The sequence below is a fragment of the Chryseobacterium sp. c4a genome (assembly GCF_009900745.1).
Classification (GTDB): domain Bacteria; phylum Bacteroidota; class Bacteroidia; order Flavobacteriales; family Weeksellaceae; genus Chryseobacterium.
In genome coordinates this window covers 81528-107187 of the sequence record NZ_WXVU01000006.1, presented here as the reverse complement: position 1 = coordinate 107187, position 25660 = coordinate 81528, and the positions used below count along the sequence as shown (strand labels likewise).

The following is a 25660-nucleotide window of genomic DNA, read 5'->3' as shown; positions in this document are numbered from 1 at the left end:
CACTTGTGTTGATAGCCACTAAAGAAATTACCATTCAAAATGAAACTTTTACGTTGACTAATCAGCGTGCTCTATTTCTGGAAAAGGAAAAAGCTTTAATCCTTTCTGATCTGCATGTTGGAAAAACAGCTCATTTTCGTAAGAATGGGATTGCATTGGCCAACCATATTATGAAAAGCGATCTGGAAAGACTATCAGCACTCATCGAATATTTTCAGCCGGAAAAATGTATGGTGGTGGGCGATCTGCTTCATGCCGGTGACAATTCTGATGTAGATGAGTTCTGCCAATGGAGAAATCAATATCCCGATTTGAAGTTTTACCTTATTGAGGGAAATCACGACCGCATTTCAGAGCATTTGGAAAAAAAACTTTGCCTGGATTTTAAAGAATCCTTATTGGAAATAGGCTCATTTACATTTATTCATGATTTTGATAAAGAAAGACAAGGTTTCCAAATTACGGGGCATATTCATCCTGGAATCGTTTTGAATTCTGCCGTAAAAAGTATCAGACTTCCCTGTTTTGCATTAAGTGAAAACCAATTATTGTTACCTGCTTTTAGTGAGTTTACAGGATTGGATACTAAAAACCTTCCTAAGAAAAGTAAGTTTTTTGTGTTTACGGATGAGGGGATTTATGAGGTTTGAGGTTTTTGATATCAAGAACTCAATTACAACACCTTTTCTTTTCTTCGCACTTAAAGGAAAAGAATTAACAATAAAAAGTTAGTTTTATGACCATCCGTAATTTTTCTGTTCGATATCTTACTTTCTTTGGTCAAATTTTATGAAATGAAAAAAATAATATTGTTCTTAGGATTTACTTGCTACTCCTGCGGAGATAAATATGAAGGTGAAATTATGTATAGAACAACAATGCTTTCATATATGATTAATAGTATTAAAACAACACATGTTGATATTGAGGCAACATCAGATCAACAGGTAAAGATTAAGTTTCTTACGCAAGCCACTATTTACAATAACATTTCCCCTTATACCCAAACCCAATTTATTAAAGGAACTTTATTTAAAAACAAAAAGAGGATTGATTATTCTTTGGATCAATACACAATTGACGGAATTAACCAATCAATAAAGAGAATTACAGGATACAGGAATGGATACTTTAATCCATATATACAAAAGAAAAGCCCCAATTAAGGGGCTGTTTTATTTAATTAGATCCAAATGCCTTCTCTGCGTAAAAACTAGTTATATGCGCACTTAGTAGCTGCTTAGGATTTAAATTATTTAATAGTGCATAGTCTTCCACTAAAGGTTTAAATTTCTTTTCACCATTCGCATGTAAACAATTATAAAATAGCAATACTTGTTCTGCATTAGATAGTTGAGATCTCGCAATTGATGCATATTGCTGCTTATCCTTAATATCTGAGGAATCTATTAATTTTATAATATGATAAAAAGTCCTGAAATAATGCCCTAAAATATCGTTATATTCCTCATACTTTTTTTGATATATTTCTTGCAAGTCTTCTAATTCTAGATGTTTAAACTTTGTTTTGGCCGAATCGTAACTATTGACTTTATGCTTTGAGCAATATTGTGTCGTTGAACAATGTTGTGTTGCTTTGTATTCAAGTTCAGACAAAATTTGATTTATGGCAGATTTTCCTTCATCGTAATGATCCCTACCGGAGTCAACGCGTATACTGCCTGTTATTGTATTAAAAAGCGATAGCATTTGGAAGAATGTATTTTCAAACCTTTGAACCCTGCTTGTTTCATTCTGAGCTATAAATTCTTCTCTCGTCAATTCCATTTCATTTCTTGTCAACTCAAGTTCTTTTCGTTGCAATTTCAATTCTTGCCTTTGTAGTAAAATCGCAATAATAACACCAACAAAAGAAAGCCCGGTAAACAGCGCATTTGATGCTCCAAACATATCACCAAATAACCCCTGTCTTTCAGTTCCTAAATCTACTGCATATTTGTAGTTAAAGTATAATGTAACTCCCATAAAAATAACAGAACCTAATCCAAAAGTCCAAAATACCCAATTGCCATTTTTCATATTTTATTAGTTTTCCGGCAAATATAACAAAAAAGCCCTCTCAAAGAGAAGGCTGTTAATTATAATCCTGGTAAATTTGATGGCTTTCCATACTCTTCGCCAAGTACTAATTTTTCAAGTTTGGCGATATTTGAGGCATTTCTACTTATGTGTGTTTCCAATCTTGCCGTTTGAAATCCTTGAGAATTTAATAATCTTACTAATTCATTGAAAATAGTCTGATTCTGTTTTGCTACTTTAAGAACCTCATGTGTAATTTCTTTTTCGTTACTCATCATATTAGTTATATTAATCAATTATCTCTAATATAATGAATTAATCCTAATCTTCAAATAGTTAGACATTTTTTTTACAATTTCTTTTGGTGGAGTTGGCATTTCTTTCTTAATCTCCTCTTGCATCTTATCTACCTCTTTGATTCCTGCTTTTTCCATTATTGCCTTTTGGCTGAATAATCGTTGATTTCCGTTTACTGACATTAGCATTTCATAGAATTTAGTTTCGGTGTTTTAATGAAAGGAGCAATTTTTGTTTCTTTACCCACTTTTTAGATCCTACAAAACTTGATAAATTACACATTATTATACCATCCGCTTATTGTTGATTTCTTCTTACCCTCTTAAAACAGAGCAGCATAATCATAAAAACTTTGTGTCAAATTAAAATAGAAAAGAGCAGATCATTGATCTACCCTTTTCATAAAGCCTTACTTCAATCTAACATTCTGGCTTTATATATTCTTGCTATTCTCCTAAGAGAGGAAAATGTTCACTCCTCCAATTGAGATATTGAATAAAGTTGAATATTAGTTTGCTTTTTTGCTTAAACGAATGCTGATGATGGTTATCAGAACCGTAACCACTAAGAACAATGCACCAATCCATGGGGTACTTCCTAATCCTAAAGATGATGTTACAATAAGTCCGCCCGCATAAGATCCAATTGCAATCCCAATATTAAAAGCTGCAATATTAATTCCAGAGGCTACATCTTCAGTTCCGGGAAGTTCCTTTTCAGCAATCTGTACCACCAACAGCTGAAGACCGGGAACTGTTGCAAAAGAAAGTGCGCCTAAAAAGAACAACGTAATAATACTCAGAACCGGGCTACTTACGGTAAAATAAAATGCCAATAAGGTTAATCCCTGAGCCGTAAACATCCATAAAAGAGCCTTCAAAGGGTTTTTATTCGCTACTTTTCCACCAATCAGGTTTCCTAGTGCAATCGCAATACCATATACCAACAGGATAAAAGTAACCGTAGATTCCTGAAATCCTGTTATTTTCTGTAAAATTGGAGATAGATAAGTGAATACAACAAATGTTCCTCCGTATCCCATAGCGGTCATTAAAAAGGCAAAAATTAACCGTTTATTACCCAATACTTTGAACTGGCTTTTGATGGATGCCGTTTTTCCGTTTTTTAAATTATTGGGAACCAATAATAAACTGGCCAACAAGCCTATCATTCCAAGAATAGAAACTCCGATGAAAGTAGCTCTCCATCCAAAATGCTGTCCTATAAAAGTTCCCAATGGTACTCCTGTGACAATAGCCAGCGTAAGTCCGGCAAACATAATGGAAATAGCAGTTGCTCTTTTCTCCTCAGGAACCAATGATGCTGCAATAGTGGATCCAATGGAAAAATAAACCCCATGAGCAAATCCTGTTAATATTCTGGCCAGAACCAGCGTGATAAATCCTGGAGCAATGGAAGCCAGTCCGTTTCCAATCACAAATAGTAACATAATGGAAACCAAAAGCATTTTACGGGGAACTTTCCCTGTTAATGCTGTTAAAATAGGAGCTCCTATAGCAACTCCTATTGCATAAAGGCTTACCAGTAAACCTGCCGACGGAATAGTGATCCCAAGATCTCCGGCCACAGTAGGAAGAAGACCTACAATAACAAATTCTGTAGTTCCGATTCCAAAAGCACTGATCGTAAGTGCCCATAAAGCTGCAGGAAGCCCTTTGCTTTTTACACTTCCTGATACAGCATTGATTTGTATTTCTTTTTGATAATTCATTGCATTGTAATTTTGTTGATGTTGACAATGCAAATTTCCAACGAATAATTGTATTATAAAAATTATTTAAATTGCATTAAATTATCAGAATAATAATAGATTAGTTTTCTTTCTCATTCAGCCACACTACTTTCTGAACAGATGAATGACTTTGGCCTATAATATCTCTGTAAAGTTCCGGTCTTCTTGCTTGTAAATATCGATATCCACCAGCCTGAGTGAGCTTTTCCGGAGTTAAAACAGCCGATTCAAAACTATCCTCGAACGAGTTACACTCTGCAATAACATCTCCAAAAGGATCAATAATCATGGAACATCCATTTTTAAGCTGATCATCATCCATTCCAATGGGATTGGAAAAGACAATATAAGCACCATTATCATAAGCCCTCGCCGGAAGCCACTTCATCAGCCAGTCTCTTCCTTTCATTCCCTTAAATTCCAGGCGTAAAGAAGTAGGATCTGCAACTCTGTTTTCCCAAAGTTTTGGGTCTACAAAACCAGCTCCTGGTCTTGTGGAAGGCGTACACATAGTAACATGAGGCATGAAAATAATATCAGCTCCCAAAAGCTTAGTGGCTCTCACATTTTCAATAATATTGTTATCATAACAGATCAGAATACCACATTTCCATCCCAAAATTTCAAATACACAGTATTCATTACCTGGCAGAAGATGGGGATTGATAAAAGGATGCAGCTTTCTGTATTTCGCTTTTAAACCTGTATGGTCTACACATACATAAGCCTTGAATAAATTATTATTATCATCTTTTTCAAAAAGGCCAGCCAGAATCACAATATTATTTTGTTTTGCAATACTCTGGAGCCTTTTGATACTTTCTCCATCGGGAATACGCTCTGCAATATCCAGAAGTTCATCCTTGGAAAGATTTCGGGCAAAAGTATATCCTGTAATGGAGCATTCGTGAAAAACAATAACATCGGAGCCTTGTGCAGAAGCCTGTTGAGCCAGTCTTTCTATGACAGATAGATTATAATCCTTATCTCCACTTCTGTTTTCAAATTGTGCGGTTGAAATTTTAATATTCATTATTTTTTTTCAGCAAATCTATGGCAGCCTGCTAAAGAAAAATTGTATAAATCCGACATCAAAATTACAGTTCAATAAAGTTAACGGCCATTTTATTTTCCGTATTGGCATATTGTCTGGGAGTAAGTCCTACATTCTTTTTGAACTCCCTGATCAGATGCGATTGATCGGAATATCCGGCATGATAAGAAAGTATAGTCATATTTTCATCTATAATTCCTTTATTAATAAGGCTTAAAAAATAATGAAGTCGGATAATATTGCTGTATTTTTTAGGAGAAATTCCCATATAATCTTCGAACTTCCTTTCCAGGTGTCTTTCAGAATATCCGGTAAACTTTTCCAGATCTTTTGAAAGAACTGTTCCTCTATTTTGAAGGATATATTGCTGAACCGCTGCTATCAATTGATAATCATGCCCAATTTCTTCGGCAAGGAACTTAGTGAAAAAGAGATTCAAATCATTAATGATAATCTTCGGATCCGATTGATAAAAAAGCTTGTCCTGGAATGGGACAAGTTTCTCTTTTAAGATGTCTTCAGCAGAAATAATCTGATTTTTAATTTCTTTAGCCGATGTTTTTAAAACAATATTTAAAAAGTAAGGTTGAAAAACCACCGCTATAAAAGAAAATTTCCCCTTTGTATAAAAGTCTTTATAACTATTCAGGGTACCGTAAAAAAAAGAAGTTGGCATATTTGCCTCAGAAAGATGAGAATGAAGGCCCATCGTTGCAGATAAAATCAATCCGGTACTGCCATCAGTAAATAACCTGACACTCTTGATCTCTTCTGTATTGTTTTCCAAAAAGATATAATGCCGGATAAAAGGTGCCAGATGTTTAGGAGGTGAAATCTGCATTTTCAAATGTACATAAAATTTTACCTCAGATTACTCATTTTTTAATGATAATATCACTTAAAATATTATAAAATTTTAATAATATACCACACTTTTTCTCCAGTTGGTCAGGTATTTGAATATTTTATTCCATACTATTGATTCTATAATTTTCTGTAGAATTTCTTATCATTCAACCATCACTTAAATATAATATTATGTCTACACAAAATCTTACCCACCTGGAAGCGATCAAAAAGATCAAAGAACTATCTGAAAATGCCAAAATATGTATGTTCTGTACAGAATTGGAAACGGTTCCTGTGAATTCAAGACCAATGACTTTACAGGAAACTGATGACAGCGGAAATTTATGGTTCATCAGCAGTGGAAACAGCAACAAGAATTTTGAAATCAAAGAAGATCGAAGAGTACAGTTGTTTTTTATGAACAATAAAGAGGCACAATATCTTTCAGTATATGGAAAGGCTTCTGTCTATAAAGATAAAGCCACTATAGAAGAAAAATGGTCTCCCCTTGCAAAGGCCTGGTTCGACGGAAAAGATGATCCCAATGTTACAATTATCCGTGTAGAACCAAAAGAAACGTATTACTGGGATACCCAAGCCGGAAAACTAGTCAGTCTCTTTAGTTTTGTTGCATCAGCGATAACAGGTCATAAAACTAATAATGCTGACGGTGTAGAAGGAAATGCTATCATCTAAAAATTAAAAAACGGCTCAAGAAATTGAGCCGTTGATACAAGAATACTAATTTTTCACATCTTCTATAGATGCTCCAAAGTTAATATGAAGAACGTTCCCGCTAGGCGTGACTAGAGCAGGTACAGATATTACTCCTACCTTTTCAGCATCTTCAATTTTATCTTTTTCATTACCCAGATGGATGATTTCAACATTTTCCAACCCTATAAGGCTGACAATATCATGTTCTGCACTGATGCATACAGGACATCCTGCATGATAAAAAACGGATTTTTTCATAAGAAGGTATTAATTAATAAGAGCTTGAATAATATTTTTTAATTCTTCAGCTTCTTTTTCATGCAAAGGTTTTAAAGGGCTTCTTAGATTTCCGCCATCTTCGCCCAGAATATTCAGACCTGATTTCACTGCTCTAGGCAATCCTTTGTTAACAATGAATTTTAAAAGATCAAACTGCTGATAGAAAATAGTTTTTGCTTTCTCTAAATTCCCTTCTTCAACCGCATTGTAAAGACTGATTGTAAGTTCAGGAATAAGATTAGGTGCAGCAGTACACCAGCCTCTTGCTCCAGCAGAAAATGCAGCTAGAGCCAAAGGATTTGAACCATTATAAAAAGCTACCTCTTCTCCCAGTTCTCTTCTCAGATAATGCATTCTCTGAATATCTCCTGTACTTTCTTTAATCATGGTTACATTAGGAATTTCAAGCAGTCTTTTCAAGAGAGATGGTGACATATCTACTCCACTCGTTGCCGGATTATTGTAAGCCATAATCGGAATAGCAATTTTATTTGCTACAGCATCATAATGCGCTACAATTTCGTCATCTGTAAGTTTCCAGTAGCTCATCGGAATGATCATCACCGCATCTGCCCCTGCTTTCTCTGCAAATTGAGCATGATGAATTGTTTTCTCTGTGGTAAGATTAGAAACTCCTACAAGAGTTGGGATTCTTCCTTTTACTTGTTGTAATGTAGCTTCGGTAACCTCTTCTTTTTCTTCATCAGACAGATAAGGCATTACTCCTGTACTTCCCAAAGGAGCAATACCATGACTTCCAGAAGAGATCAACCTTTCTACCAAGTGTTTGAAAAGAGGAATATCTACTTTTTCATTTTCATCAAAAGGTGTTATGGGATAGGATATAATCCCTTTAAATGGTATATTTTTCATGTATTGTTGGTTTAAATTATTGGAATTAAAGATCTCTACCCTCTTCTTCTCTTAGAGCAACTCCTAAATTTTGTAACTGAGGAGCATTTTCACAGGCTATATATTTGGCGGGTTCCGTATCGCTGAGATTTTGGTGTTTATGCCATGCCCATGATGGAATATAAACGGCATCTCCAGCTTCCCAATGTACTTTTTCTCCTTCTACTTCCGTCCATCCTTTTCCTTCAATGACGAATAAAACCGTTTCATAGGTATGGCGGTGTTTGTTGGTTTGTTGGGATGGCAATAGTCCGCCAATTGTCATACTTACATTTTTGCTGGGAAGATCAACAAAGAAAACCGGATGCTTCCTTTCTGTTGAGAATTGATTGTGCTCGCCCGCATTTTCCACATTTTTATGAAGCAAATGGCTTGGTCTTACATACTTTGGTCTTGCATAAGTTTCGTGGAAGTCTTTTGAACTGAATTGTTTTTTGTCCATGATTTTTAAAATTTAATGGTTCTGTGCTTAATTGCATGGCAAAATTATTTTATATTTGGACTGTTTAAATGATTCAGTTTTTATATAAATAGATAGTCCAGATGTTGAGACCTTGGAAATTAGAATTCGAAATTGATAAAAAGCTTGATAAAGCAGTGTATTTACAAATAGCGGATACCATTATTACAGATATCCGTTCAGGAAGATTGAAGTCTGGTGATGCACTTCCCGGAAGTCGAAACTTGGCAACCATGTTGAAAATCAATAGAAATACGGTAGTAGAAGCCTATCAAGTACTGCTTAATGAAGAATGGGTAATTTCTAAGGAAAGAAAAGGGATTTTTGTATCAGATCAGCTTCCCTCTTTACATGAAAACAGAATGGATAAGATCGCAGATACGTTGAATCTTCCTATGACGAATCGGGGTTCCATAATTAATTTTGATGATGGGCATCCGGATAGTAAAATAGCACCTGTCACTGAACTGGCAAGAGCCTATCGACAGATTTTCGGGATAAAAGCAAAGTGGCAGATGATGGGATACGGAGATGAGCATGGAGATATAGAATTCCGAAAAATGATCTCTCAGATGCTGAATCATCAAAGAGGCATGCAGGTTCATGAACATGAAATATCCATTACAAGGGGAAGTCAGATGGCTATGTTTTTAACAGCGCAGAATCTTTTAACCTCAGGGGACTGTGTCATTGTTGAAGATCCGGGATACCAGCCGGCATGGCAGGCCATTGAGTACTCAGGAGCTCAGCTTCTCCCTGTTTCTGTGGATGAAGAAGGCATCAATGTACAGGTTGTAGAAGAGCTTTTATCAGCACATAAAAATATCAAAGCGATCTATATTACTCCTCACAGACAGTATCCCACCATGGTTACATTAAGCTTATCAAGGCGTTTAAGATTAATTGAGCTTGCCAATCAACATAATATCACAATTATTGAGGATGATTATGATAATGAATTTCATTTTGGTTATCGTCCTATTCTGCCTATTTCCAGCTTTCCTGAGCTTAATAACTACGTTTATATCGGAACATTAAGTAAGGTAGTTGCACCTGCATTAAGGATTGGATATCTGGCCACTAAAAATCGGGATTTATTACAAAAGATCGGCAGTTTAAGAAAAATAATAGATGTACATGGCGATGTAATCATGGAACAGGCTGTGTTGCAGCTTATCAAGGAAGGAGCCGTGAAAAAACATATCAGAAAAGCGACTGCACATTATAAAAACAAAAGAGATTTTGTCTACAATCTTTTGAATCAGTACATCAAAGAATTTGCTCATTTTACCTTGCCTGAAGGAGGATTAGCTTTTTGGATCGTTCCAAAAGTAACATTAGATTGGGATCAGGTAACTTCTGCTTTATTGGAGAAAAACATTAAGATCATTCATCCCAAACAATACAGTAGAAATAAGGTTAATGGTTTCAGGCTAAGTTATGGATCAGTCTCAGAAGAACAACTGGAACAAAGTATACCGATTATTGCGGAAATTTTTAATCAGTATTTGTAATAAGGTTCTCGCAGATTTCGCAAATAACGCAGATTTATATAGTTATTATCAGTCAGACCTGCTCAATCCGCAAAATCTGCGAGATATTAAAATAAAAATAGCGCAAATGGTAAATGATTTGCGCTATAAATTATCTATATTTCCCAGTCTCTTTCGTGAGAGCCATAGAAAAAACTATTCTACTTCAAAAACAGCCTGAATTTCAACCGAAGAATTTACAGGAATAGAAGATGCTCCAAATGTAGCTCTTGCATGTTTTCCTTTATCTCCAAAAACCTCAGCCGTAAGATCAGAAGCTACATTCATCAAGGCTGCATGTTGGATATAATCATCTTTTGTATTGAATATTCCGGTAAGCTGCACACATTGCTTCACTTTGCTCAAATCACCGCCAACAGCTTCATTAAGTACTGATAAAACATTCAGCATGGTAACTTTGGTAGCATCCTTCACTTGCTGTTCATTTACATCTATTCCTAATTTTCCGGGATTAAATATCTTTCCATCCTTTAAAGCAACCTGATTGATGAAAACAAGACTTCCGGAACGTACAAAAGGCTGATAATTTCCCGCCGGTTTAGGAACTTGAGGAAGAACAATATTTTTTTGTTTTAAAATTTCATTAAAATTCTGGTGATTTTCAACAATAGCAGTTGTTTTTTTAGGACGTGTATCTTTCAGAGCTAATGATACTTTTGCAAAATTTCTCCCTTGAAGCTCAGCCAGAGATCTTTCCCCTTTTGTAGGCCGTTCTACATCTTTTAAAGAAGCCATCGTAGTGATTCCCAGTACTGAATTTCCTTGTGGGATGGCTTTGTTAAGTTCTTCAGTTCCACGAATACCATTGGATACCAGAATCATTCCATGTACAGCAAGACTATTCCAGAATGCCTGAAGAGCCAATTCCTTTCCTGCACCACTTCCTGCAGACATAAAAACGGTTGCCGGAACTCCTTCCAAGCCATGGTTTGTCCAAAGCTGAACGGTTTTTGATAAAAATTCACTCATTCCGGTGCTGATATTCCCGAAATAAACAGGCGATCCGAAAGCAATTCCGTCATAACTCGTAAGCTCATCTACTGTCGCAACAGGAAGGCTTTTCAGATTAGGATTCTGTGAAGGCTTCACCAACTTAATATAAGAAGTAGCATTGTTTTCACTCTCAATGCCTTTCGCAATTTCTTTGGCCAGCTCATAGGTTCCTCCATTATCTGAATGGATAAGAACCAATATTTTAGCCTTATTCTGTGCCATTATCTGTGTGGTGTTAAATAGTAAAATTAAAATAAGAAAAGAACATATTTTTTTCATTCTGAACAGGATATAAATTAATCGTACAAAATTAATGTTGGTGTTTTTATTAAATTTGCCAAAAAACATATCCAAAACGACAGTGCAAAATGTGGACTGATTGAAAAAACACAAAGCCAATTTGTAGATGTCATTGAAAAAGTAGCCTATATCTGGTGTGAAAAAAACTGGAAACATGATGATTATGAACATGTTCATAACCGGGCTCAATTAACCTTTGCAGAAGAGGGATATCAGTATTTTCATATTGATCAGAAAATTTACCTTGTCCCCCAGCATCACGTCATTTGGATTCCTTTCGGGAAAGCCCATAAAATTACTTCTGAAGCCAAGACAGTCAATCTGAGGGTATTTCTATTTAAAATGGTTTTCGAAGAAGAATTTTATCAGAATATTCATGTATTTGCTGTTCCTCCATTCTAAAATAAAACATAAAGTGAATAGAAACTAAAGAATTGGTATAATAATTTTATCGCTTTTGAAAAGGAAAAATTTTAGGCAAGTCTTGCGTAGAGGGCCCTGTAAGCCGTTTACCATTGACATTGAATCTTGATCCATGACACGGACAATCCCAACTCAATTCCGCACTATTCCATCTTACCTCACAGGAAGCGTGTGGACATGTACTTCTCAGAAGATGGAAGGTGCCGTTAATTTCTTTATACAAAGCATAGGTTTCAGATTCATAGCGGAAAACTTTTGCTTCACCGGGTTTGATTTCTGAGAGAGAATCAATTCTTTCAACAAAGATTTTATCTTTTACATAATCAAAAGCGACTGTCGCATTTTCCTTTACAAAATCAGCGAATCCGGCTATAGGTTTTATTCTCGCCGGGCTAAAAAGATGTTCATACTTGTTTTTTCCTGTCATAATGAGATCATGAAAAATCTGCGAAGAAAGAGTCCCAAAGATCATCCCATTTCCTCTGAATCCAGTAGCAACATATATTCTATTTTGACTTCCAGGTAGTTTTCCTATGTAAGGAAAACCATCTATAGGCTCATAATATTGACTGGACCAGCTGTAATAAGCTGTTTCTACATTGAAATGTTTCCGAACATAGTTTTCAAGCCTTGAAAAACATGCTCCTGTATCATCAGAATGCCCTGTTTTATGATCTTCACCACCCGCGATCAATAGGTTTTCGCCTTCAAATTCCTGAATCCGGTAATAATGATAGGGATCACAAAGATCATATCCCAATTCTCTAGGATAATCATCATCTTTTAAACTAAATGCCATCGCATAACTTCGATAGGGAGCATTGGTAAAATGAAGAAGATTAATTCCAGGAGGAATATGGGTGGCATATATTACATTCCTTGCCTTTATTTCTCCTTTCGATGTGGTAAGGATAATATCATCATCATGTTCTTTATGGTCTTCACAGATGCAGTTTTCTTCGATAGAACCACCTAATTGAATAAAGGCCTCACAAAGTGCTTTAATGTATTTTATAGGATGGAAATATCCTTGTGCAGGAATAAGTACAGCTTCTCTAAAAGGGATTGGAAATGATATTTCATTTACATAAAGCATTTCGTGTCCTACCTGAGCTGCTCCTGTTACAATATCTTTCAGTCGCTTTTCCTGATCTTCATCTAAAGCAAAGAGATAAGCTGACCTTCTAATAAAATCACAGCTAATATTATACTTTTTAATGTTGCTATCAATAATATGAATAGCATCTTTACCAGATTCTGCGTACAATTTAGCATTTTCTAGTCCAAAATCCCGGATGGCTTGGGCATAAGTAGTATCAAAGAAGTCATTTAAGTGAGCTGTTGTCCCTCCTGTTGTTCCAAATCCGATATTTGCAGCTTCAATAATAATACATTTCTGTCCGGATTCTTGTAATTTCAAAGCGGTAGAAATTCCGGTAATTCCACCGCCAATTATAGCGGTATCAAACCATTGATGAAGATCATTTTCTGTTGAAAATCTTTTTATCTCATCTTGCCATATACTTTTTCGCGCTCCATCTCTGTACATAACCAATTATTTTTCGGGTTAATTTATTTCTTATCCGTTGACAATGATTCCTCCATTGGGATGAATAACCTGTCCTGTGATCTGTGTAGCATCATTGCTGGCAAGGAATAGAAAACTATAAGCAACTTCTTCAGGAGTTGCATTCCTTTCTAATGGTGGTTTATCTGTATTTTCTTTCTTCTCATCAAAAGTTTCTTGGGTAAGAGGTGTCGCAACAGGCCCAGGTGCTACAGCATTGATGCGGATTCCTTTAGGTTTAGCCTGCAATGCCAACGAACGGGTAAATGATACAATAGCACCCTTTGTTGCAGAATAATCCAATAATTCGGGGTGGCCTTCATATGCTGAAACAGAGGTTGTATTGATGATAGAGCTTCCTTCTTCCAGATACGGAAATACTACTTTCGTTAGCAGTATCATTCCAACAATATTAGCATTAAAGGTATGTCTGATATTTTTTTCTTCAAGCTCTTCAATACGATCGGCAGGAAATTGTACACCTGCATTATTGATGAGAATATCAATTTTTCCAAAAGCTTCAATTACCTTTTGGGCAGTCTCTTCACAGAATTCATAATCATTAATGTCTCCCTGAAAAATGATGCATTTTTTACTCAGATTTTCAATTTCAGCTTTTGTCTTTTCAGCATCATGATTACTCGAATGGTAAATGATTCCGATATCTGCTCCTTCCAAAGCAAAAAGAAGCGCTATTGCCCTACCAATCCCGCTGTCAGCTCCTGTAATAAGAACAGATTTGTTTTCCAGCTTTCCCATGGCTTTTATTTTTTGTTATTGATTTTTTTCTTATTTCAAAATTAAAAGCCTGTTGAGTTCACTTTTAAAGCATCCCAAAATGAACTCTGTATAATATAGTTGGGCATTCAGAGCTTGTGTTTTGGGATGTAGTTCCAGTTTTTTAGTAAGGATAATTTCGCCTTTATATGAAAATGAGAAATAGGCAAAAATCTTATAGGAAGAATTACGGATGGGAGTACAATACCCTGTAGTAGAAATAGACCAATCGGATTCAAAGAGATCTGCAACTTGTAATGCCATGGCTTCTGCAATATTCTCCGAAACACAGTCACATTCCTCTGCTTCTTTTTTATTTACATTTAATAATCTTACTTTCTCTGGTAAAGTATAAGCCGTTATTCCGCCTTTATATAGTAAAGAAGCATTTGGCATTTGCGAAAAAGCCAGTTGTAAACATCCTGAAGTTACACTTTCAGCGATAGAGATGGTTTCATCTGTGGTAATCAAACAATGGCTTATATATTCAAGGAGATTTTTTTGAAATTCCATAACATTATTATTTAAGAAATTTTGATTAATATGGGTAATAACACATTGATAGCTGATGAGATCATTGGCTATCCTTGCACACTTATCATTATTGAAGATCTCTTTTTACAGATAAATGCGTATATATAGTTTTAAGCTCAGAAATTCCGGGATCTTTAACAGTTCGGAAAAACGGTTGCTTTCATAATAGTATATTCGTGTGATTGGTGTGAAGGCATTTTATTGTTAGTTATGATTGAGCGTTTCTCTCCATTTCGAGATCCCAAACTCTATGTTGGGCTATGGCTTTAATGAATTGAGATGTAGCTTCATAAGTTTCCCATATAATGATGCCAGGATCCTCATGCTTTTTTGAAGCTACATTACTGTTTTCGTATAGAGGTTCTGTATCTGCTCCAAAATAGATAGCTTTACAATGCTTATATGCTTCATTGATAAAATGTAATACCAAATGTCTGTTTTCAGGGATCATAAGTTCTCTTACCGAGTTTTCTCCGGAACATAAGACAAGAGCATCAAAACAGACACTGCTTGTACTGGTCAAAGAATGTTTTGGTGTGAGCTCTGACCCTTCATCAGTTCTTACTTTAGCCAGACTTGGAGCGATGATCTCAACATGTGCTCCTTCTATTTCCAGTTTTGCTTTAAGATCATTAACATCTTTGGCTTTTGTTCCACTGGCCATCATAAATCCTATTTTTCTGCTTTTAATCGTATTTTTTATAGTGTTTTTCATACTAAGCGCCTCAGAAACTTTTGTTTCAGGCTCTTTTTCCTCACTTTGTAATTCTACGATATTATTGTCAGCAGGTAAACTTTGATTCGGCCAATCGAGTTTTTTAACTTCTACACCCAGCTTTTCTGCTACACGCCACGCCAAGAAAGTATCAATATAAGCCAGCTGTCCTACCAACCTTTCTCTTACAGAAGGAAGTGTTACTTTTGACAATTCAAAAATCAAAGCATTTTGAAGATGTTCTTTTTCCGGTATAGACTGGCTATTATAGAAGAGTTTAGCCTGCGAATAATGGTCTACAAAACTTTTACTTCTTTCACGGATTTTGGTTCCCGAAACTCTTTCCTGTTGAGATGCAAATCCTTCTTCAGACATCATAGCCTGGAAAGGACATCCACCACCTATAGTATTGGGGTCATAACTGCTTTTTCCTTTTACGATCTGTTGTCTCATATGCCCATCCCGTTGATTATTATGAACGGGATTGATCGAACGGTTAATCGGGATCTCATGGAAGTTGGGAGATCCTAATCTTGATAATTGGGTATCGGTATATGAAAACAGTCTTCCTTGCAGTAATGGATCATTAGTAAAGTCGATTCCAGGAATAATGTGCCCCGGATGAAAGGCAACCTGTTCCGTTTCTGCAAAGAAATTATCAGGATTTTTGTTTAATGTTAATATGCCTACGATTTCCACAGGGACTTCTTCTTCAGGAACAAGCTTAGTAGGATCAAGAAGATCAAAATCAAAGCGGTCTTCATCTTCTTCAGGAATCAACTGTACTCCAAAATCCCATTCAGGGTAATCGCCGTTTTCAATGGCTTCCCAAAGATCTCTTTTATGAAAATCAGAATCCACTCCCGAGATAACCTGAGCTTCATTCCAGGCTACAGAATGTACCCCAAGTTTGGGTTTAAAATGAAACTTTACAAAATGAGCTTTCCCTTGTTCATTAATGAATTTAAAAGAATGCACTCCAAATCCTTCCATCATCCTGAGGCTTCTGGGAATAGCTCTGTCACTCATGAGCCACATAATCATATGCATACTTTCCGGCATTAAGGAAATAAAATCCCAAAAAGTATCGTGGGCTGAAGCGGCCTGCGGAATTTCGTTATCTGGTTCCGGCTTTACTGCGTGGATGAGATCCGGAAATTTAATAGCATCCTGAATAAAAAATACAGGCATATTATTCGCTACCAGATCATAGTTCCCTTCTTCAGTATAAAATTTAATCGCAAAACCTCGCACATCTCTGGCCAGATCAGTACTTCCCTTACTTCCAGCTACGGTAGAAAACCTTACAAAAACAGGAGTTTCTTTTCCCAATTCGGTTAAGAATTTTGCCTTTGTATATGCTGCAAGACTTTTGGTAAGTTTAAAAACGCCATGAGCACCGGATCCACGGGCATGAACCACTCTTTCAGGGATTCTTTCATGATCGAAATGAGTAATTTTTTCCCTCAGAATAAAGTCTTCAAGCAATGAAGGTCCTCTTTCTCCAGCCTTTAATGAATCTTGATTATTATTAATCTTCAATCCCTGATTTGTAGTAAGCTTCTCATTTTCATTAGAAGTGCTGTGTTGCTTCAGTTGGTCTACTTTTTCATTATAATCTTCAGATTTCATATTGTATTCATTTTGTGGTGTTGGTGTATATTTTAAAGCAGTCGGATAAGGAAATAGGTTCTAATCTTTATCGTTTTCTAGTATATTGAGCAGTTTGCTAATACATTCCTCTTCTTTTAATACTTTATAATAAGCGGTTTTCGCATACAATATGAAAGAAGGGGTATCAATTCTTATTTCCGTATTCATTTCAGAATAATCTATTACGGTTTTGGTATGAAATTCACGGATATGAAGGATATATTCTTCAATATAACTGTCTATAACCTTTTTAAAGGTTTCACATTGTGCATTACTTTTGATCTTTTCCAATGATTTGATCAGAAAGGCAGTTACTCCATACGAATTGATGATACCAGGAAATAAGGATTCATTTTCAATGGCATTATTTTTATCATTTAACCCAGACTGTTGTAAAGTGTCGTTTTCAAATACCATATATAAAAAGTTATTAGTTGTTGGAAGCTTTTAAATACTGCTCAAAATAATGGAGGTCATCTTTATCTTTGATGGACAAATAGAACATAATCTGTTCCGGTTCTTTTAATCCTATGCTGTTGAAACAGTCAAAATGAGCAATTAATGCCTGAATGTTTTCAATATCAATATCTTTCAGAATGACGAATAAGAGAAAAATATTGTCCTTTATTTCTTTGGCATAAACAGCCGCTCCATCTTCAAAGCATTGGCCATTGTTGCTGACTTTTATGAAGTTCTTATACTTCAGAGTCTTTATTATTTTCTGACAGTCCATATACATTTTGAGTTCATGATTTAAAATAAGCCATATAGGATAAAATAAGCTATATGGCTTACTATGTAGGTGGGTTTAGTCTTCCTGTTCAGCATCAAAATTGATGGCTGTTTCTGCTATTTCAGTAAGATCCGCATCAGTATCTTCTTCTTCCTGCAAGGTTCTTTCCAAAAGATCTGCTGCTTTATCATGTCCCATGGTGATGGCAAGCTGAGCCAAACCTCCATAGGTAGCAATTTCGTAGTGCTCTACTTTTTGGGCTGCAATGATAAGGGCAGCATCTCTTGTTGAGGATCCGTCTTCTGTAGATTTAATGATTTCTTCACCTTCTTCAATGATTCCTTTTATCGCTTTACATTCTTTCTTTTCAGGGGTTTCATCTATAAGTTTAAATACTTTCTCCAAACGTTTTACATGTTTCTGGGTCTGTAGATGATGATCTTCAAAAGCATCTTTTAAGTCCTCACTGGTAGCTGCTTCCTGCATTTTTTCCAACGCTTCAAGAATCGCATTTTCAGCGTAATAAATATCTTTAAGAGCGCTTACGAAAAATTTATGAAGTGGTGCGTTTTTCATTTCATCTTTATTGATGGTTGTCTTGTCTGTCATTCCTTTTTTGGTGGCAGAAACCGAAGTATCTGTTTCTAAAATTTTATTTGGCATGGTGTGAAGTGGTGTTTTAAAGTTGAAAAGATTGCCTCCTTATCATCAGATAAAGAGGCAATCTGGAAAAAGAATTATGAATTACGTCTGCCTCCGAATCCGGATCTTCCAGAAGATCGTCCGCCTCCGTGAGATGCCTGTCCGCCCATTCTGGCTATTCTGGTACGGTCAGCTTTGCTCATTGCAGCAAAACCTCTTCTTGATGTCCCTGAACCTGAGTTTGAATTCGAGCTACGGCTTGAAGAATTATTGCTGCCCGAACTGTAAGATTCTCTTGAACTTCCAGAAGATCTTCCAGCACCATGAGATGCCTGTCCGCCCATTCTGGCTATTCTTGTTCTGTCTGCCTTACTCATAGAAGCAAAACCTCTTCTTGAGGATCCATCTTTATTATCTGATCTAGAGCCTGATCGTCCTCGGGAACTGTTACTACGGGAAGAGCTTCCTCTTTCCGTAGTAAATCTTCCCATGTTGTCTCTTTGTTGGTTACTATTTCCTTGTCTACCTCTGGAATTTCTTCCGTTATGGCCTCTCTGATCATAGTTATTGTTGTCTTCATCCTCATCCTCGTCGTCATCGTAATCATTATCATAATCATCATCATAATCGTCATTGTCTTCATCAAAGTAATTTTCATACTCTGAAAAATCATCGTCATAATCTTCATCTCTCGATGCATCGTTAAAACCATGATCATATCCTAATTGATAGACCTCTTCCAGATTTTCCGGTGAGTGTGAATGTCCTCTTGAGCTACGATTTCTTGAATTTTTAGTGTTCATAACTGAATTTTTTATATTAATATTTAGTGATGCGCTACCACCCGTGACTAGTATAAGACGGCAACGAATTGGAGTCGGTGATTGTAATTTGAATATAAATAGCCTAATGATTTTTATGGCTACATGAAGGGCTTAATAGATTGTATTGTAATTTGGTATATCAAATGTACGCTCAAATAATTCACTTTTTTATGACCTGGATCATGTTCGGGAATATTAATATAAAATTTTTCTGTCTTTAAAGGTGATATCTCCTTCTTTCTCCATTTTTTTTAAAGTTCGAATCACCGTTTCTACACGTAATCCGGTGAGATTGGCAAGTTGTTGCCTTGTGAATTCTACAGTAAAGCAGTGATTGCAATCACCATCATGATAGCTTTTCAGATAATTCAGAAGTCCTTTCAGTCGCAGTATGGGGTTTTGAGCAGATAAGCTTTGCATCATGATTAGTTTATAATATACCTGTTGAGAAAAGCAGGCATTCATTTCCAGAGAAAGATTGGGATGCTTCTTAATCATTTCTATAAAATTACCTTTGGGTAGTCTTATAATTTCAGAAACTTCCAGACATACTGCATTCATGGGATAAGGATAGGTATGATCTAAAAAAAGAAGAGGGTCTCCAAAACTTTGATTTTTACCTAAAATATTATGAATAAATTCTTTTCCACTTTCATCATAATTGTTAAGTTTTACTTTTCCTTTAGATATTTGAAAATAATATTGTGCATGATCACCTTCTTTAAAAACTATTTCGCGTTTTTTATAGGTTCTGGCTTCTGCTCCAAATGAATGCAGAAGTTCCTCGTCAATATTCATACAGCTTATTGTTTTCATATCAATCTGATTTTAATAGAAAAAAATCGTAAAACTTAGTATCGTAAATGTTTTTTTAATACAAAATTTTACGATTTTCAATTTTTAAGATTTTATCTCTTTCCATATGTTTAATGGTACGTATGGCAGTTTCTACACAAAGCCCTGTAAGGCTTGCCATCTGCTGCCTCGTCAACGGAATCATAAAAGAATATGGACTTTCATCATCCTGAAAACTTTTAAGATAGTCCATCAATCCTTTTAATCTGATTGATGGATTTTGAGACGATATATTCAGCATCATAACGAATTTATAATAAAGACGTTGAGATAAAAAACTGCTTACTTCCATGCATAACTTGGGAGACTGATGTAATAATTTGAAAAAAGCTGACTTATGAAGTCGCAGAATACTACAATCTGTAATAGCTTCTGCATTCATGGGGTATGGTTTGTCTATAAAAAGAATAGATTCTCCACAGCTCTGCCCTTCTGATAAAAAGTTCTGTATAAACTCTTTTCCCTCTTCATTATAATTATTCAGCTTTACCTCTCCTGTAATAATCTGGTAATAATAATGAGGTGTATCACCCTCAGAAAAAATATTTTCTGTAGGCTTATAATTTCTTATTTCCGCTCCCGCTGAAAATAGAATGTTTTCGTCAATAACCATAATAGTTGTTTTTTGGTGTTGTTTTCTTCTTCTTTCTAATCTTAGTAAAAATATCAGTGGAATTGACAATAAATACATGCAAATATTGAGCCTTACAAATTGAATAAAACGTTAAAAAAGGTTAAAAATATTATTTGTTTTATAAAATCAAACTCTTATTATTTAATATTTTATACTTAAACGAATGTATTGTTAATTCTTTAAAAAAATAAAAATTAATATACATAGACTTAAAAACCCGTTTTCATAAAATTGAAAACGGGTTTTTAAGTCTATGGTGGTAATTATTATTTTTGGATAGCCTTCTTTTTTATAGCTTTGGCAGTATCCATTCGTTTTTGTTGAGCAATACTGTCTGCAACACGAATGGAGTCTGGTGTCCTGACAGAACCCGCTGTATCCGCTTTTATAGTATCAGTAATGATACTGTCCGCAGTAAGAGGTCTTTCTGTACGGGGTTCTTTTTTACAACTCATTACCATGAGCCCTGTAAGTATGAATAAGGTAAGTTTCATAATATTATATTTTGTGGAGTGGTCATTCAAAAGTAGACTATTATGAAACCAATTGTTTATGACTCAAGTCATAATGCTTTATTTTTAATTATTTTGCAAATTTCTTAGTTCCTACAACACACAGAATAACGCCAACAGTAATCCCCAACATGCCTATACTTACCTGCTCATGAAGAAGGTATGCTGCCAGAGCAAGTCCGAAGAATGGCTGTAACAGCTGAAGTTGTCCTACTGTGGTAATTCCGCCCTGTGCCAATCCTTTATACCAGAAAATAAATCCTATAAACATACTGAACAGGGAAATATACCCTAGCCCAAACCAGCCTTTAAAACTTATCGTTTCCAGATTGGATGGAAAATAAACGAAAAATAATGGCAGCATAACTGGCAAAGATAAAACAAGTGCCCATGAGATTACCTGCCAGCCGCCTAATGTTTTAGAAAGTTTGGCACCCTCCGCATATCCCATTCCACATAATATAATCGCTACAAGCATCAGAATGTCGCCAATAGGAGATGCTGAAATTCCCTGAGAAAAAGCATAACCAATTACTAAAAGGCTTCCAATCACTGAAAATATCCAAAATACAGGATGTGGCCTTTCTCCCCCGCGAAATACACCAAAAATAGCGGTAGCTAAAGGAAGCATTCCCAAAAATACGATGGAATGAGCAGAAGTAATATATTGTAATGCTATTGATGAAAGCAAAGGAAATCCTATGACACAGCCGATAGCAACAAGTGCTAATGGAAATATCTGATTCTTAGCAGGACGTTTTTCTTTATATATTAATAGAACTGAAAGTGCAAGAATTCCGGCAATCACAGCACGGGCAATCGTTGCAAATATAGGATTCATTTCCATAACGGCAAGTTTAGTAGCAGGCATAGAACCGCTAAAAAGCAATACTCCTATGAAACCGTTGATCCAGCCATTTAGAGCCTGATCTTTAGATATTGTTTCTGTCATCATTTTGATAAGCTTTAATTATTATAGCAAATTTAAAAAGGATAATTTGACAAACACAGTATCAGTTTTGTATATTTGCATGAGCACAGTTTAAGAAAATGAGTAAGGAATTTTTATATACAGAAATTGCAGACGGTATTGCTGCCCAGATTAAAAATGGAGTTCTAAAGGCGGGAGATAAACTGCCTTCCGTAAGAATGTTATGTAGTGAACATCAGGTGAGCATGAACACGGCAAAGCGTGTTTTTCTTGAGTTAGAATCACAATCCCTTGTAGAATCGAAACCACAGTCCGGATATTTTGTAAGTCAGTTGTTATCTGTAAAACTTCCGTTGCCTGAAGTGAGCCGCCCTTCTTTGATTGCCAATAATGATGAACCCGATGAGTTGATCAGTAAGGTATATGAAAATATGGGAAAGAAAGATATTACGTTCTTCTCGATTGGAATTCCATCCGGAGATCTTCTTCCACAGGCTAAACTGAAAAAAGAAATTGTAAACGCCATCAGAGAACTTAAGGAAGGAGGAACAGAATATGAAGAGCTGCAGGGAAACCTCAAGTTGAGAAGAATGATCGCAGTTCGTTCATTACAATGGGGCGGAAACCTTCATGAAAATGATATCATCACAACCAATGGCGGGATGAACGCTCTGTCATTCTGTTTAATGGCTTTGGGAAAGCCGGGAGATACCATTGCCATTGAAAGCCCTTGCTATCCGGGAATTCTTCAGCTTGCTAACGGATTAGGATTAAAAGTATTGGAACTTCCTACCCATCCTACTACCGGAATAGAAATTGATGCCCTCAAAAAATTAATTCCAAAGATCGATATATGCCTGTTGATCCCTAATTTTAATTCTCCTTTGGGAAGCTGTATGCCTGATGAGAATAAGAAAGAAATTGTACGAATCCTTTCGGAAAATAATATCCCTTTGATTGAAGATGATGTGTATGGAGACCTTTATTTTGGCTCTGTTCGCCCAAAGTGCTGCAAATCTTTTGATAAGGATGGAAGTGTACTTTATTGCAATTCTATTTCAAAAACACTCGCACCTGGATATCGTGTAGGTTGGATTGCGCCCGGAAAATATAAAGATAAAATATTAAAACTTAAATTGTTGCACTCAACGTCTTCTATTTCGATTGTGAATGAGGCTGTTGCCAATTTTCTAAAATCAGGAAGGTACGAAAAACATCTTCAGCAGCTTAGAAAAACATTACAAAGCAATTATCAGAATTATGTACAAACTATCGCCGAATATTTTCCGGAAGGAACTAAAACCAGCCGGCCACAGGGAGGATTATCACTATGGGTAGAGTTTGATAAGAAAATCCGGACAACAGAACTTTATGATCTTGCGATTAAACAGAATATAAGTATTGCTCCGGGAAGAATGTTTACTTTTCAGGATCAGTTCGAAAACTGTATGAGGCTTTGTTTCGGGCTTCCATGGTCTGAAGAAACGCAGGCAAAACTCAGACAGGTAGGACAAATGGCTAAAAGAATTTATATAAAGTAAGGAAGTTGGAAGATGGAAGATGGAAGTTATTGTGATTTTTAAGAATAACTTATGTCAATTTTTATTGATAAATATTTTTAAACAATAGCAGAGAAAGTTCCTTTGTGTTCAATAGAACTTCCATCTTCCAGCCTTTTATTTATTATCTGGAACAAAGTTCTTTCTTGCTAATTCTTTTCTTACACGGCTTAAGCTTTCAGGAGTAATGCCAAGATAAGACGCAATCATCCATTGGGGAACCCTCAGAAGCAAATCCGGATACATTTTAATAAACTTCATATATCTTTCCTCAGCAGTCTCACCAAGCAAAGAATTGATCCTGTTTTGAAGGCTTCTGATGTGTTTCTGAAGAAGGAAATCACTACGCTCAATACTATTAGGAAATTGTTCCACCAACTTATTGAAAAAATCAGGATGTAGAAATAGTACTTCAGAATCTTCTACAGCTTCTATATAATAATTGGATTTTTCATTGAAATAAAGGCTGCTTCGGTCGGAAATCAGCCAACTTTCAGGAGCAAACTGTATAATATGCTCTTTTCCGTTCTTATCAATGGAATACATTTTTAAAAGTCCTTTCTCTACAAAAAATATATGTCTGCATATCTCTCCATATTGAAGAAGAAACTGGTTTTTGGGAATCTTTTTTACTTCATAATGCAGGCTGCAGGTATTTACACTTTGAAGGGGAACGTTTAAAACTTTGGCTAAATAATTATTAATATTCTTCATTATACGATCTGGCTTAAAGAAATGTCTTGGTGCGAAGCGCTGTTAACGGGCTTTCCGTTTTCTAAAACAATCAGCTGCGGACTTTCATGTCTTATTCCAAAATCCTCCGCAATTTTATTTGAAAGAGGACGGTGAGCCAACAGGTCCAGGTAATATACTTCCACCTCTTTTTCTGAGCCTTCCACTTCCTTTTCAAAGTTTCTTATTACAGTCTTGCTGATAAAACAGCTCGTTGAATGTTTGAATATTGCTATTCTCTGCTGATAAGAAGCCTCAATGGCTTTTGCCAGGTCTTCCTCAGATTCAATTTTTTTCCAGAAAGGTTTTTGATCAGAGGATTGATTACTTCCACCGAATATTTTTTCAAAAAAACTCATACATTAAATTGTTTTAAATGATGATCAAGATGTTTGTATTCTAAAAATGTCCAATCTTTTTCAGCCATATTCCCGAATAATCTGTGGCTGTCCGGAAGCTTTTTATTTGTACAAGCTTCGCGGAATTTCCCCAAAGTTTTCAGAAGATTGGCTTTTGATTCATCAAAATCACACTCAAAATTAACGATTAGTTTTTGAAAAGTAGGCATGTTTCTGGGAATTCCGTTATTGAAAACATACATTTCTACTTTTGTAACGATTCCAATGGTCTTAAAAATAATATTAATGGAGGGAAGTTCTATTTTTTGCAAGGCAACCTGAAGAACTAGATCACAATGCGTTAGCATCTGACAAACATCCATTTTCCCCCATTTCCCTTGGCTGTCTGCAGATAATTTGGAAATTCTGTCTGTAATTTCCTTATAATATATTGAATTGTTAAGGTGCTTTTTTACCAACCTTTTTCTTTCTTCAGATTTTCAATATGGGCAAAATGGTGATTACAATGCCATACATACAAGGCAAGACTATCTCTTAAATTATAATTTCTGTTATGCTCAGGATGATGAAAAGTCCTTTCAAACTGCTTATTTGTAAGACTTTTCAGAAGTGTTGTCCAGCGTTGGTGCGTTCCTTTTATCATTCTCATCGCTGGTTTTACAGGCATATGAATGCTATCCTGAAGCTCAGCCCATTTGGCTTCATCATAAGGTTTAATCGTTGGATTATCTTCAGTAAGCGCTAGTTTAAAACGGATAAAACTGTTGGCATGGCTGTCTGCAAGATGATTAACCACCTGTCTCACCGTCCATCCTCCATCTCTGTAAGGGGTATCAAGCTGTTCATCAGTAAGATGCTCAATGAGGTTCTTTAGCCTGCCAGGAAAGTCTTTAATCACTTTAATATAGGTATCTAAGGTCGTATCACAGATATTCTCCGGTACTTCAAACTGTCCTATCGGAAATTTTTTATTCTCAAGATCGCTCATTGTTCAGGTTTTTAA

Annotated in this window: 32 protein-coding genes; 6 read left to right on the top strand and 26 right to left on the bottom strand. The window is 35.8% G+C overall.

What is annotated here, in order from left to right; genetic code table 11:
* Positions 1-5 precede the first annotated feature (5 nt).
* Together pdeM and GTR01_RS10385 are read left to right on the top strand one after the other, a co-directional pair.
* On the top strand, positions 6-650 hold the full coding sequence (gene pdeM, locus GTR01_RS10390; RefSeq protein WP_160137770.1) for a ligase-associated DNA damage response endonuclease PdeM: 645 nt from the start codon (positions 6-8) through the stop codon (positions 648-650).
* 144 nt (positions 651-794) lie between these two features.
* Positions 795-1166 (top strand): hypothetical protein, encoded by a 372-nt coding sequence (locus tag GTR01_RS10385; RefSeq protein WP_160137769.1) that lies wholly within the window; start codon positions 795-797, stop codon positions 1164-1166.
* A gap of 13 nt (positions 1167-1179) precedes the next feature.
* Here the strand turns inward: GTR01_RS10385 and GTR01_RS10380 are convergent, their stop codons facing one another.
* The 6 genes from GTR01_RS10380 to GTR01_RS10360 all read right to left on the bottom strand — a co-directional run bounded on the left by GTR01_RS10380 (position 1180) and on the right by GTR01_RS10360 (position 5985).
* Positions 1180-2040: a putative phage abortive infection protein gene (locus tag GTR01_RS10380; RefSeq protein ID WP_160137768.1), complete on the bottom strand. Its 861-nt coding sequence runs from the start codon at positions 2038-2040 to the stop codon at positions 1180-1182.
* 59 nt (positions 2041-2099) lie between these two features.
* Positions 2100-2318: a hypothetical protein gene (locus GTR01_RS10375; protein WP_160137767.1), complete on the bottom strand. Its 219-nt coding sequence runs from the start codon at positions 2316-2318 to the stop codon at positions 2100-2102.
* Positions 2319-2342: 24 nt separating this feature from the next.
* Positions 2343-2474 carry a hypothetical protein gene (locus tag GTR01_RS24770; protein WP_262885749.1) on the bottom strand — a complete coding sequence of 44 codons (132 nt, stop codon included), beginning with the start codon at positions 2472-2474 and terminating at the stop codon, positions 2343-2345.
* A gap of 371 nt (positions 2475-2845) precedes the next feature.
* Positions 2846-4069, bottom strand: a complete 1224-nt coding sequence (locus tag GTR01_RS10370; protein ID WP_160137766.1) for an MFS transporter — start codon at positions 4067-4069, stop codon at positions 2846-2848.
* A gap of 100 nt (positions 4070-4169) precedes the next feature.
* Positions 4170-5123: a nitrilase family protein gene (locus GTR01_RS10365; RefSeq protein WP_185155117.1), complete on the bottom strand. Its 954-nt coding sequence runs from the start codon at positions 5121-5123 to the stop codon at positions 4170-4172.
* 64 nt (positions 5124-5187) lie between these two features.
* Entirely contained in the window at positions 5188-5985 is a 798-nt protein-coding gene (locus GTR01_RS10360; RefSeq protein ID WP_160137765.1) for a helix-turn-helix domain-containing protein, read from the bottom strand.
* A gap of 197 nt (positions 5986-6182) precedes the next feature.
* Here GTR01_RS10360 and GTR01_RS10355 point away from each other — a divergent pair, with 197 nt between their 5' ends.
* Positions 6183-6689 (top strand): pyridoxamine 5'-phosphate oxidase family protein, encoded by a 507-nt coding sequence (locus tag GTR01_RS10355; RefSeq protein WP_160137764.1) that lies wholly within the window; start codon positions 6183-6185, stop codon positions 6687-6689.
* Positions 6690-6734: 45 nt separating this feature from the next.
* On the opposite strand, the gene GTR01_RS10350 is transcribed toward GTR01_RS10355, so the two are convergent.
* Genes GTR01_RS10350 through GTR01_RS10340 form a run of 3 tightly spaced genes read right to left on the bottom strand, consistent with a single transcriptional unit; the run spans position 6735 to position 8343 of the window.
* Positions 6735-6968: a thioredoxin family protein gene (locus tag GTR01_RS10350; protein ID WP_160137763.1), complete on the bottom strand. Its 234-nt coding sequence runs from the start codon at positions 6966-6968 to the stop codon at positions 6735-6737.
* 9 nt (positions 6969-6977) lie between these two features.
* A complete protein-coding gene (locus GTR01_RS10345; protein WP_160137762.1) occupies positions 6978-7862 on the bottom strand; it encodes a dihydrodipicolinate synthase family protein in 885 nt (294 codons plus the stop codon).
* 25 nt (positions 7863-7887) lie between these two features.
* Positions 7888-8343: a cupin domain-containing protein gene (locus tag GTR01_RS10340; protein WP_160137761.1), complete on the bottom strand. Its 456-nt coding sequence runs from the start codon at positions 8341-8343 to the stop codon at positions 7888-7890.
* A 101-nt stretch (positions 8344-8444) separates the two neighbouring features.
* Between GTR01_RS10340 and GTR01_RS10335 the strand changes: the two genes are divergently transcribed.
* Positions 8445-9875, top strand: a complete 1431-nt coding sequence (locus tag GTR01_RS10335; RefSeq protein WP_160137760.1) for a PLP-dependent aminotransferase family protein — start codon at positions 8445-8447, stop codon at positions 9873-9875.
* Between the two features lie 174 nt (positions 9876-10049).
* On the opposite strand, the gene GTR01_RS10330 is transcribed toward GTR01_RS10335, so the two are convergent.
* Positions 10050-11186, bottom strand: a complete 1137-nt coding sequence (locus GTR01_RS10330; protein WP_160137759.1) for an Atu1372/SO_1960 family protein — start codon at positions 11184-11186, stop codon at positions 10050-10052.
* A 30-nt stretch (positions 11187-11216) separates the two neighbouring features.
* Here GTR01_RS10330 and GTR01_RS10325 point away from each other — a divergent pair, with 30 nt between their 5' ends.
* A complete protein-coding gene (locus GTR01_RS10325; protein ID WP_317167594.1) occupies positions 11217-11609 on the top strand; it encodes an AraC family ligand binding domain-containing protein in 393 nt (130 codons plus the stop codon).
* A 46-nt stretch (positions 11610-11655) separates the two neighbouring features.
* On the opposite strand, the gene GTR01_RS10320 is transcribed toward GTR01_RS10325, so the two are convergent.
* The 12 genes from GTR01_RS10320 to GTR01_RS10265 form a co-directional block, all read right to left on the bottom strand.
* Positions 11656-13179: an FAD-dependent oxidoreductase gene (locus tag GTR01_RS10320; RefSeq protein ID WP_160137758.1), complete on the bottom strand. Its 1524-nt coding sequence runs from the start codon at positions 13177-13179 to the stop codon at positions 11656-11658.
* Positions 13180-13209: 30 nt separating this feature from the next.
* Positions 13210-13956 carry an SDR family oxidoreductase gene (locus GTR01_RS10315; protein WP_160137757.1) on the bottom strand — a complete coding sequence of 249 codons (747 nt, stop codon included), beginning with the start codon at positions 13954-13956 and terminating at the stop codon, positions 13210-13212.
* A gap of 30 nt (positions 13957-13986) precedes the next feature.
* Positions 13987-14487 (bottom strand): CinA family protein, encoded by a 501-nt coding sequence (locus GTR01_RS10310; protein ID WP_160137756.1) that lies wholly within the window; start codon positions 14485-14487, stop codon positions 13987-13989.
* A gap of 229 nt (positions 14488-14716) precedes the next feature.
* Positions 14717-16855, bottom strand: a complete 2139-nt coding sequence (locus GTR01_RS10305; RefSeq protein ID WP_160137755.1) for a catalase — start codon at positions 16853-16855, stop codon at positions 14717-14719.
* Positions 16856-16915: 60 nt separating this feature from the next.
* Positions 16916-17293, bottom strand: a complete 378-nt coding sequence (locus GTR01_RS10300; RefSeq protein ID WP_160137754.1) for a hypothetical protein — start codon at positions 17291-17293, stop codon at positions 16916-16918.
* 13 nt (positions 17294-17306) lie between these two features.
* Positions 17307-17609 carry a hypothetical protein gene (locus GTR01_RS10295; RefSeq protein WP_160137753.1) on the bottom strand — a complete coding sequence of 101 codons (303 nt, stop codon included), beginning with the start codon at positions 17607-17609 and terminating at the stop codon, positions 17307-17309.
* 75 nt (positions 17610-17684) lie between these two features.
* Entirely contained in the window at positions 17685-18272 is a 588-nt protein-coding gene (locus GTR01_RS10290) for a ferritin-like domain-containing protein (protein ID WP_160137752.1), read from the bottom strand.
* 74 nt (positions 18273-18346) lie between these two features.
* The gene (locus GTR01_RS10285) at positions 18347-19054 is read right to left on the bottom strand and encodes a KGG domain-containing protein (protein WP_160137751.1); all 708 of its coding nucleotides are present in this window, start codon (positions 19052-19054) and stop codon (positions 18347-18349) included.
* A 216-nt stretch (positions 19055-19270) separates the two neighbouring features.
* Positions 19271-19891: a Crp/Fnr family transcriptional regulator gene (locus GTR01_RS10280; protein WP_228452208.1), complete on the bottom strand. Its 621-nt coding sequence runs from the start codon at positions 19889-19891 to the stop codon at positions 19271-19273.
* Positions 19892-19946: 55 nt separating this feature from the next.
* Positions 19947-20543: a Crp/Fnr family transcriptional regulator gene (locus GTR01_RS10275; RefSeq protein ID WP_185155116.1), complete on the bottom strand. Its 597-nt coding sequence runs from the start codon at positions 20541-20543 to the stop codon at positions 19947-19949.
* A 287-nt stretch (positions 20544-20830) separates the two neighbouring features.
* Complete coding sequence (locus GTR01_RS10270; protein ID WP_160137750.1) at positions 20831-21058, bottom strand: hypothetical protein; 228 nt, start codon at positions 21056-21058, stop codon at positions 20831-20833.
* 88 nt (positions 21059-21146) lie between these two features.
* Positions 21147-22031, bottom strand: a complete 885-nt coding sequence (locus GTR01_RS10265) for a DMT family transporter (protein WP_160137749.1) — start codon at positions 22029-22031, stop codon at positions 21147-21149.
* 95 nt (positions 22032-22126) lie between these two features.
* Between GTR01_RS10265 and GTR01_RS10260 the strand changes: the two genes are divergently transcribed.
* Positions 22127-23548, top strand: coding sequence for a PLP-dependent aminotransferase family protein (locus tag GTR01_RS10260; protein ID WP_160137748.1), 1422 nt, complete (start codon positions 22127-22129; stop codon positions 23546-23548).
* 135 nt (positions 23549-23683) lie between these two features.
* Here the strand turns inward: GTR01_RS10260 and GTR01_RS10255 are convergent, their stop codons facing one another.
* The 4 genes from GTR01_RS10255 to GTR01_RS10240 are packed head-to-tail and all read right to left on the bottom strand — an operon-like array spanning position 23684 to position 25645.
* The gene (locus GTR01_RS10255; protein ID WP_066693650.1) at positions 23684-24280 is read right to left on the bottom strand and encodes a Crp/Fnr family transcriptional regulator; all 597 of its coding nucleotides are present in this window, start codon (positions 24278-24280) and stop codon (positions 23684-23686) included.
* Positions 24280-24657, bottom strand: a complete 378-nt coding sequence (ytxJ, locus tag GTR01_RS10250; protein ID WP_160137747.1) for a bacillithiol system redox-active protein YtxJ — start codon at positions 24655-24657, stop codon at positions 24280-24282. The genes GTR01_RS10255 and ytxJ overlap by 1 nt, the downstream gene beginning before the upstream one ends.
* A complete protein-coding gene (locus GTR01_RS10245) occupies positions 24654-25115 on the bottom strand; it encodes a DUF1569 domain-containing protein (protein ID WP_228452207.1) in 462 nt (153 codons plus the stop codon). The genes ytxJ and GTR01_RS10245 overlap by 4 nt, the downstream gene beginning before the upstream one ends.
* Positions 25109-25645, bottom strand: coding sequence for a YfiT family bacillithiol transferase (locus tag GTR01_RS10240; RefSeq protein ID WP_160137746.1), 537 nt, complete (start codon positions 25643-25645; stop codon positions 25109-25111). The genes GTR01_RS10245 and GTR01_RS10240 overlap by 7 nt, the downstream gene beginning before the upstream one ends.
* Between the last annotated feature and the right edge of the window lie 15 nt (positions 25646-25660).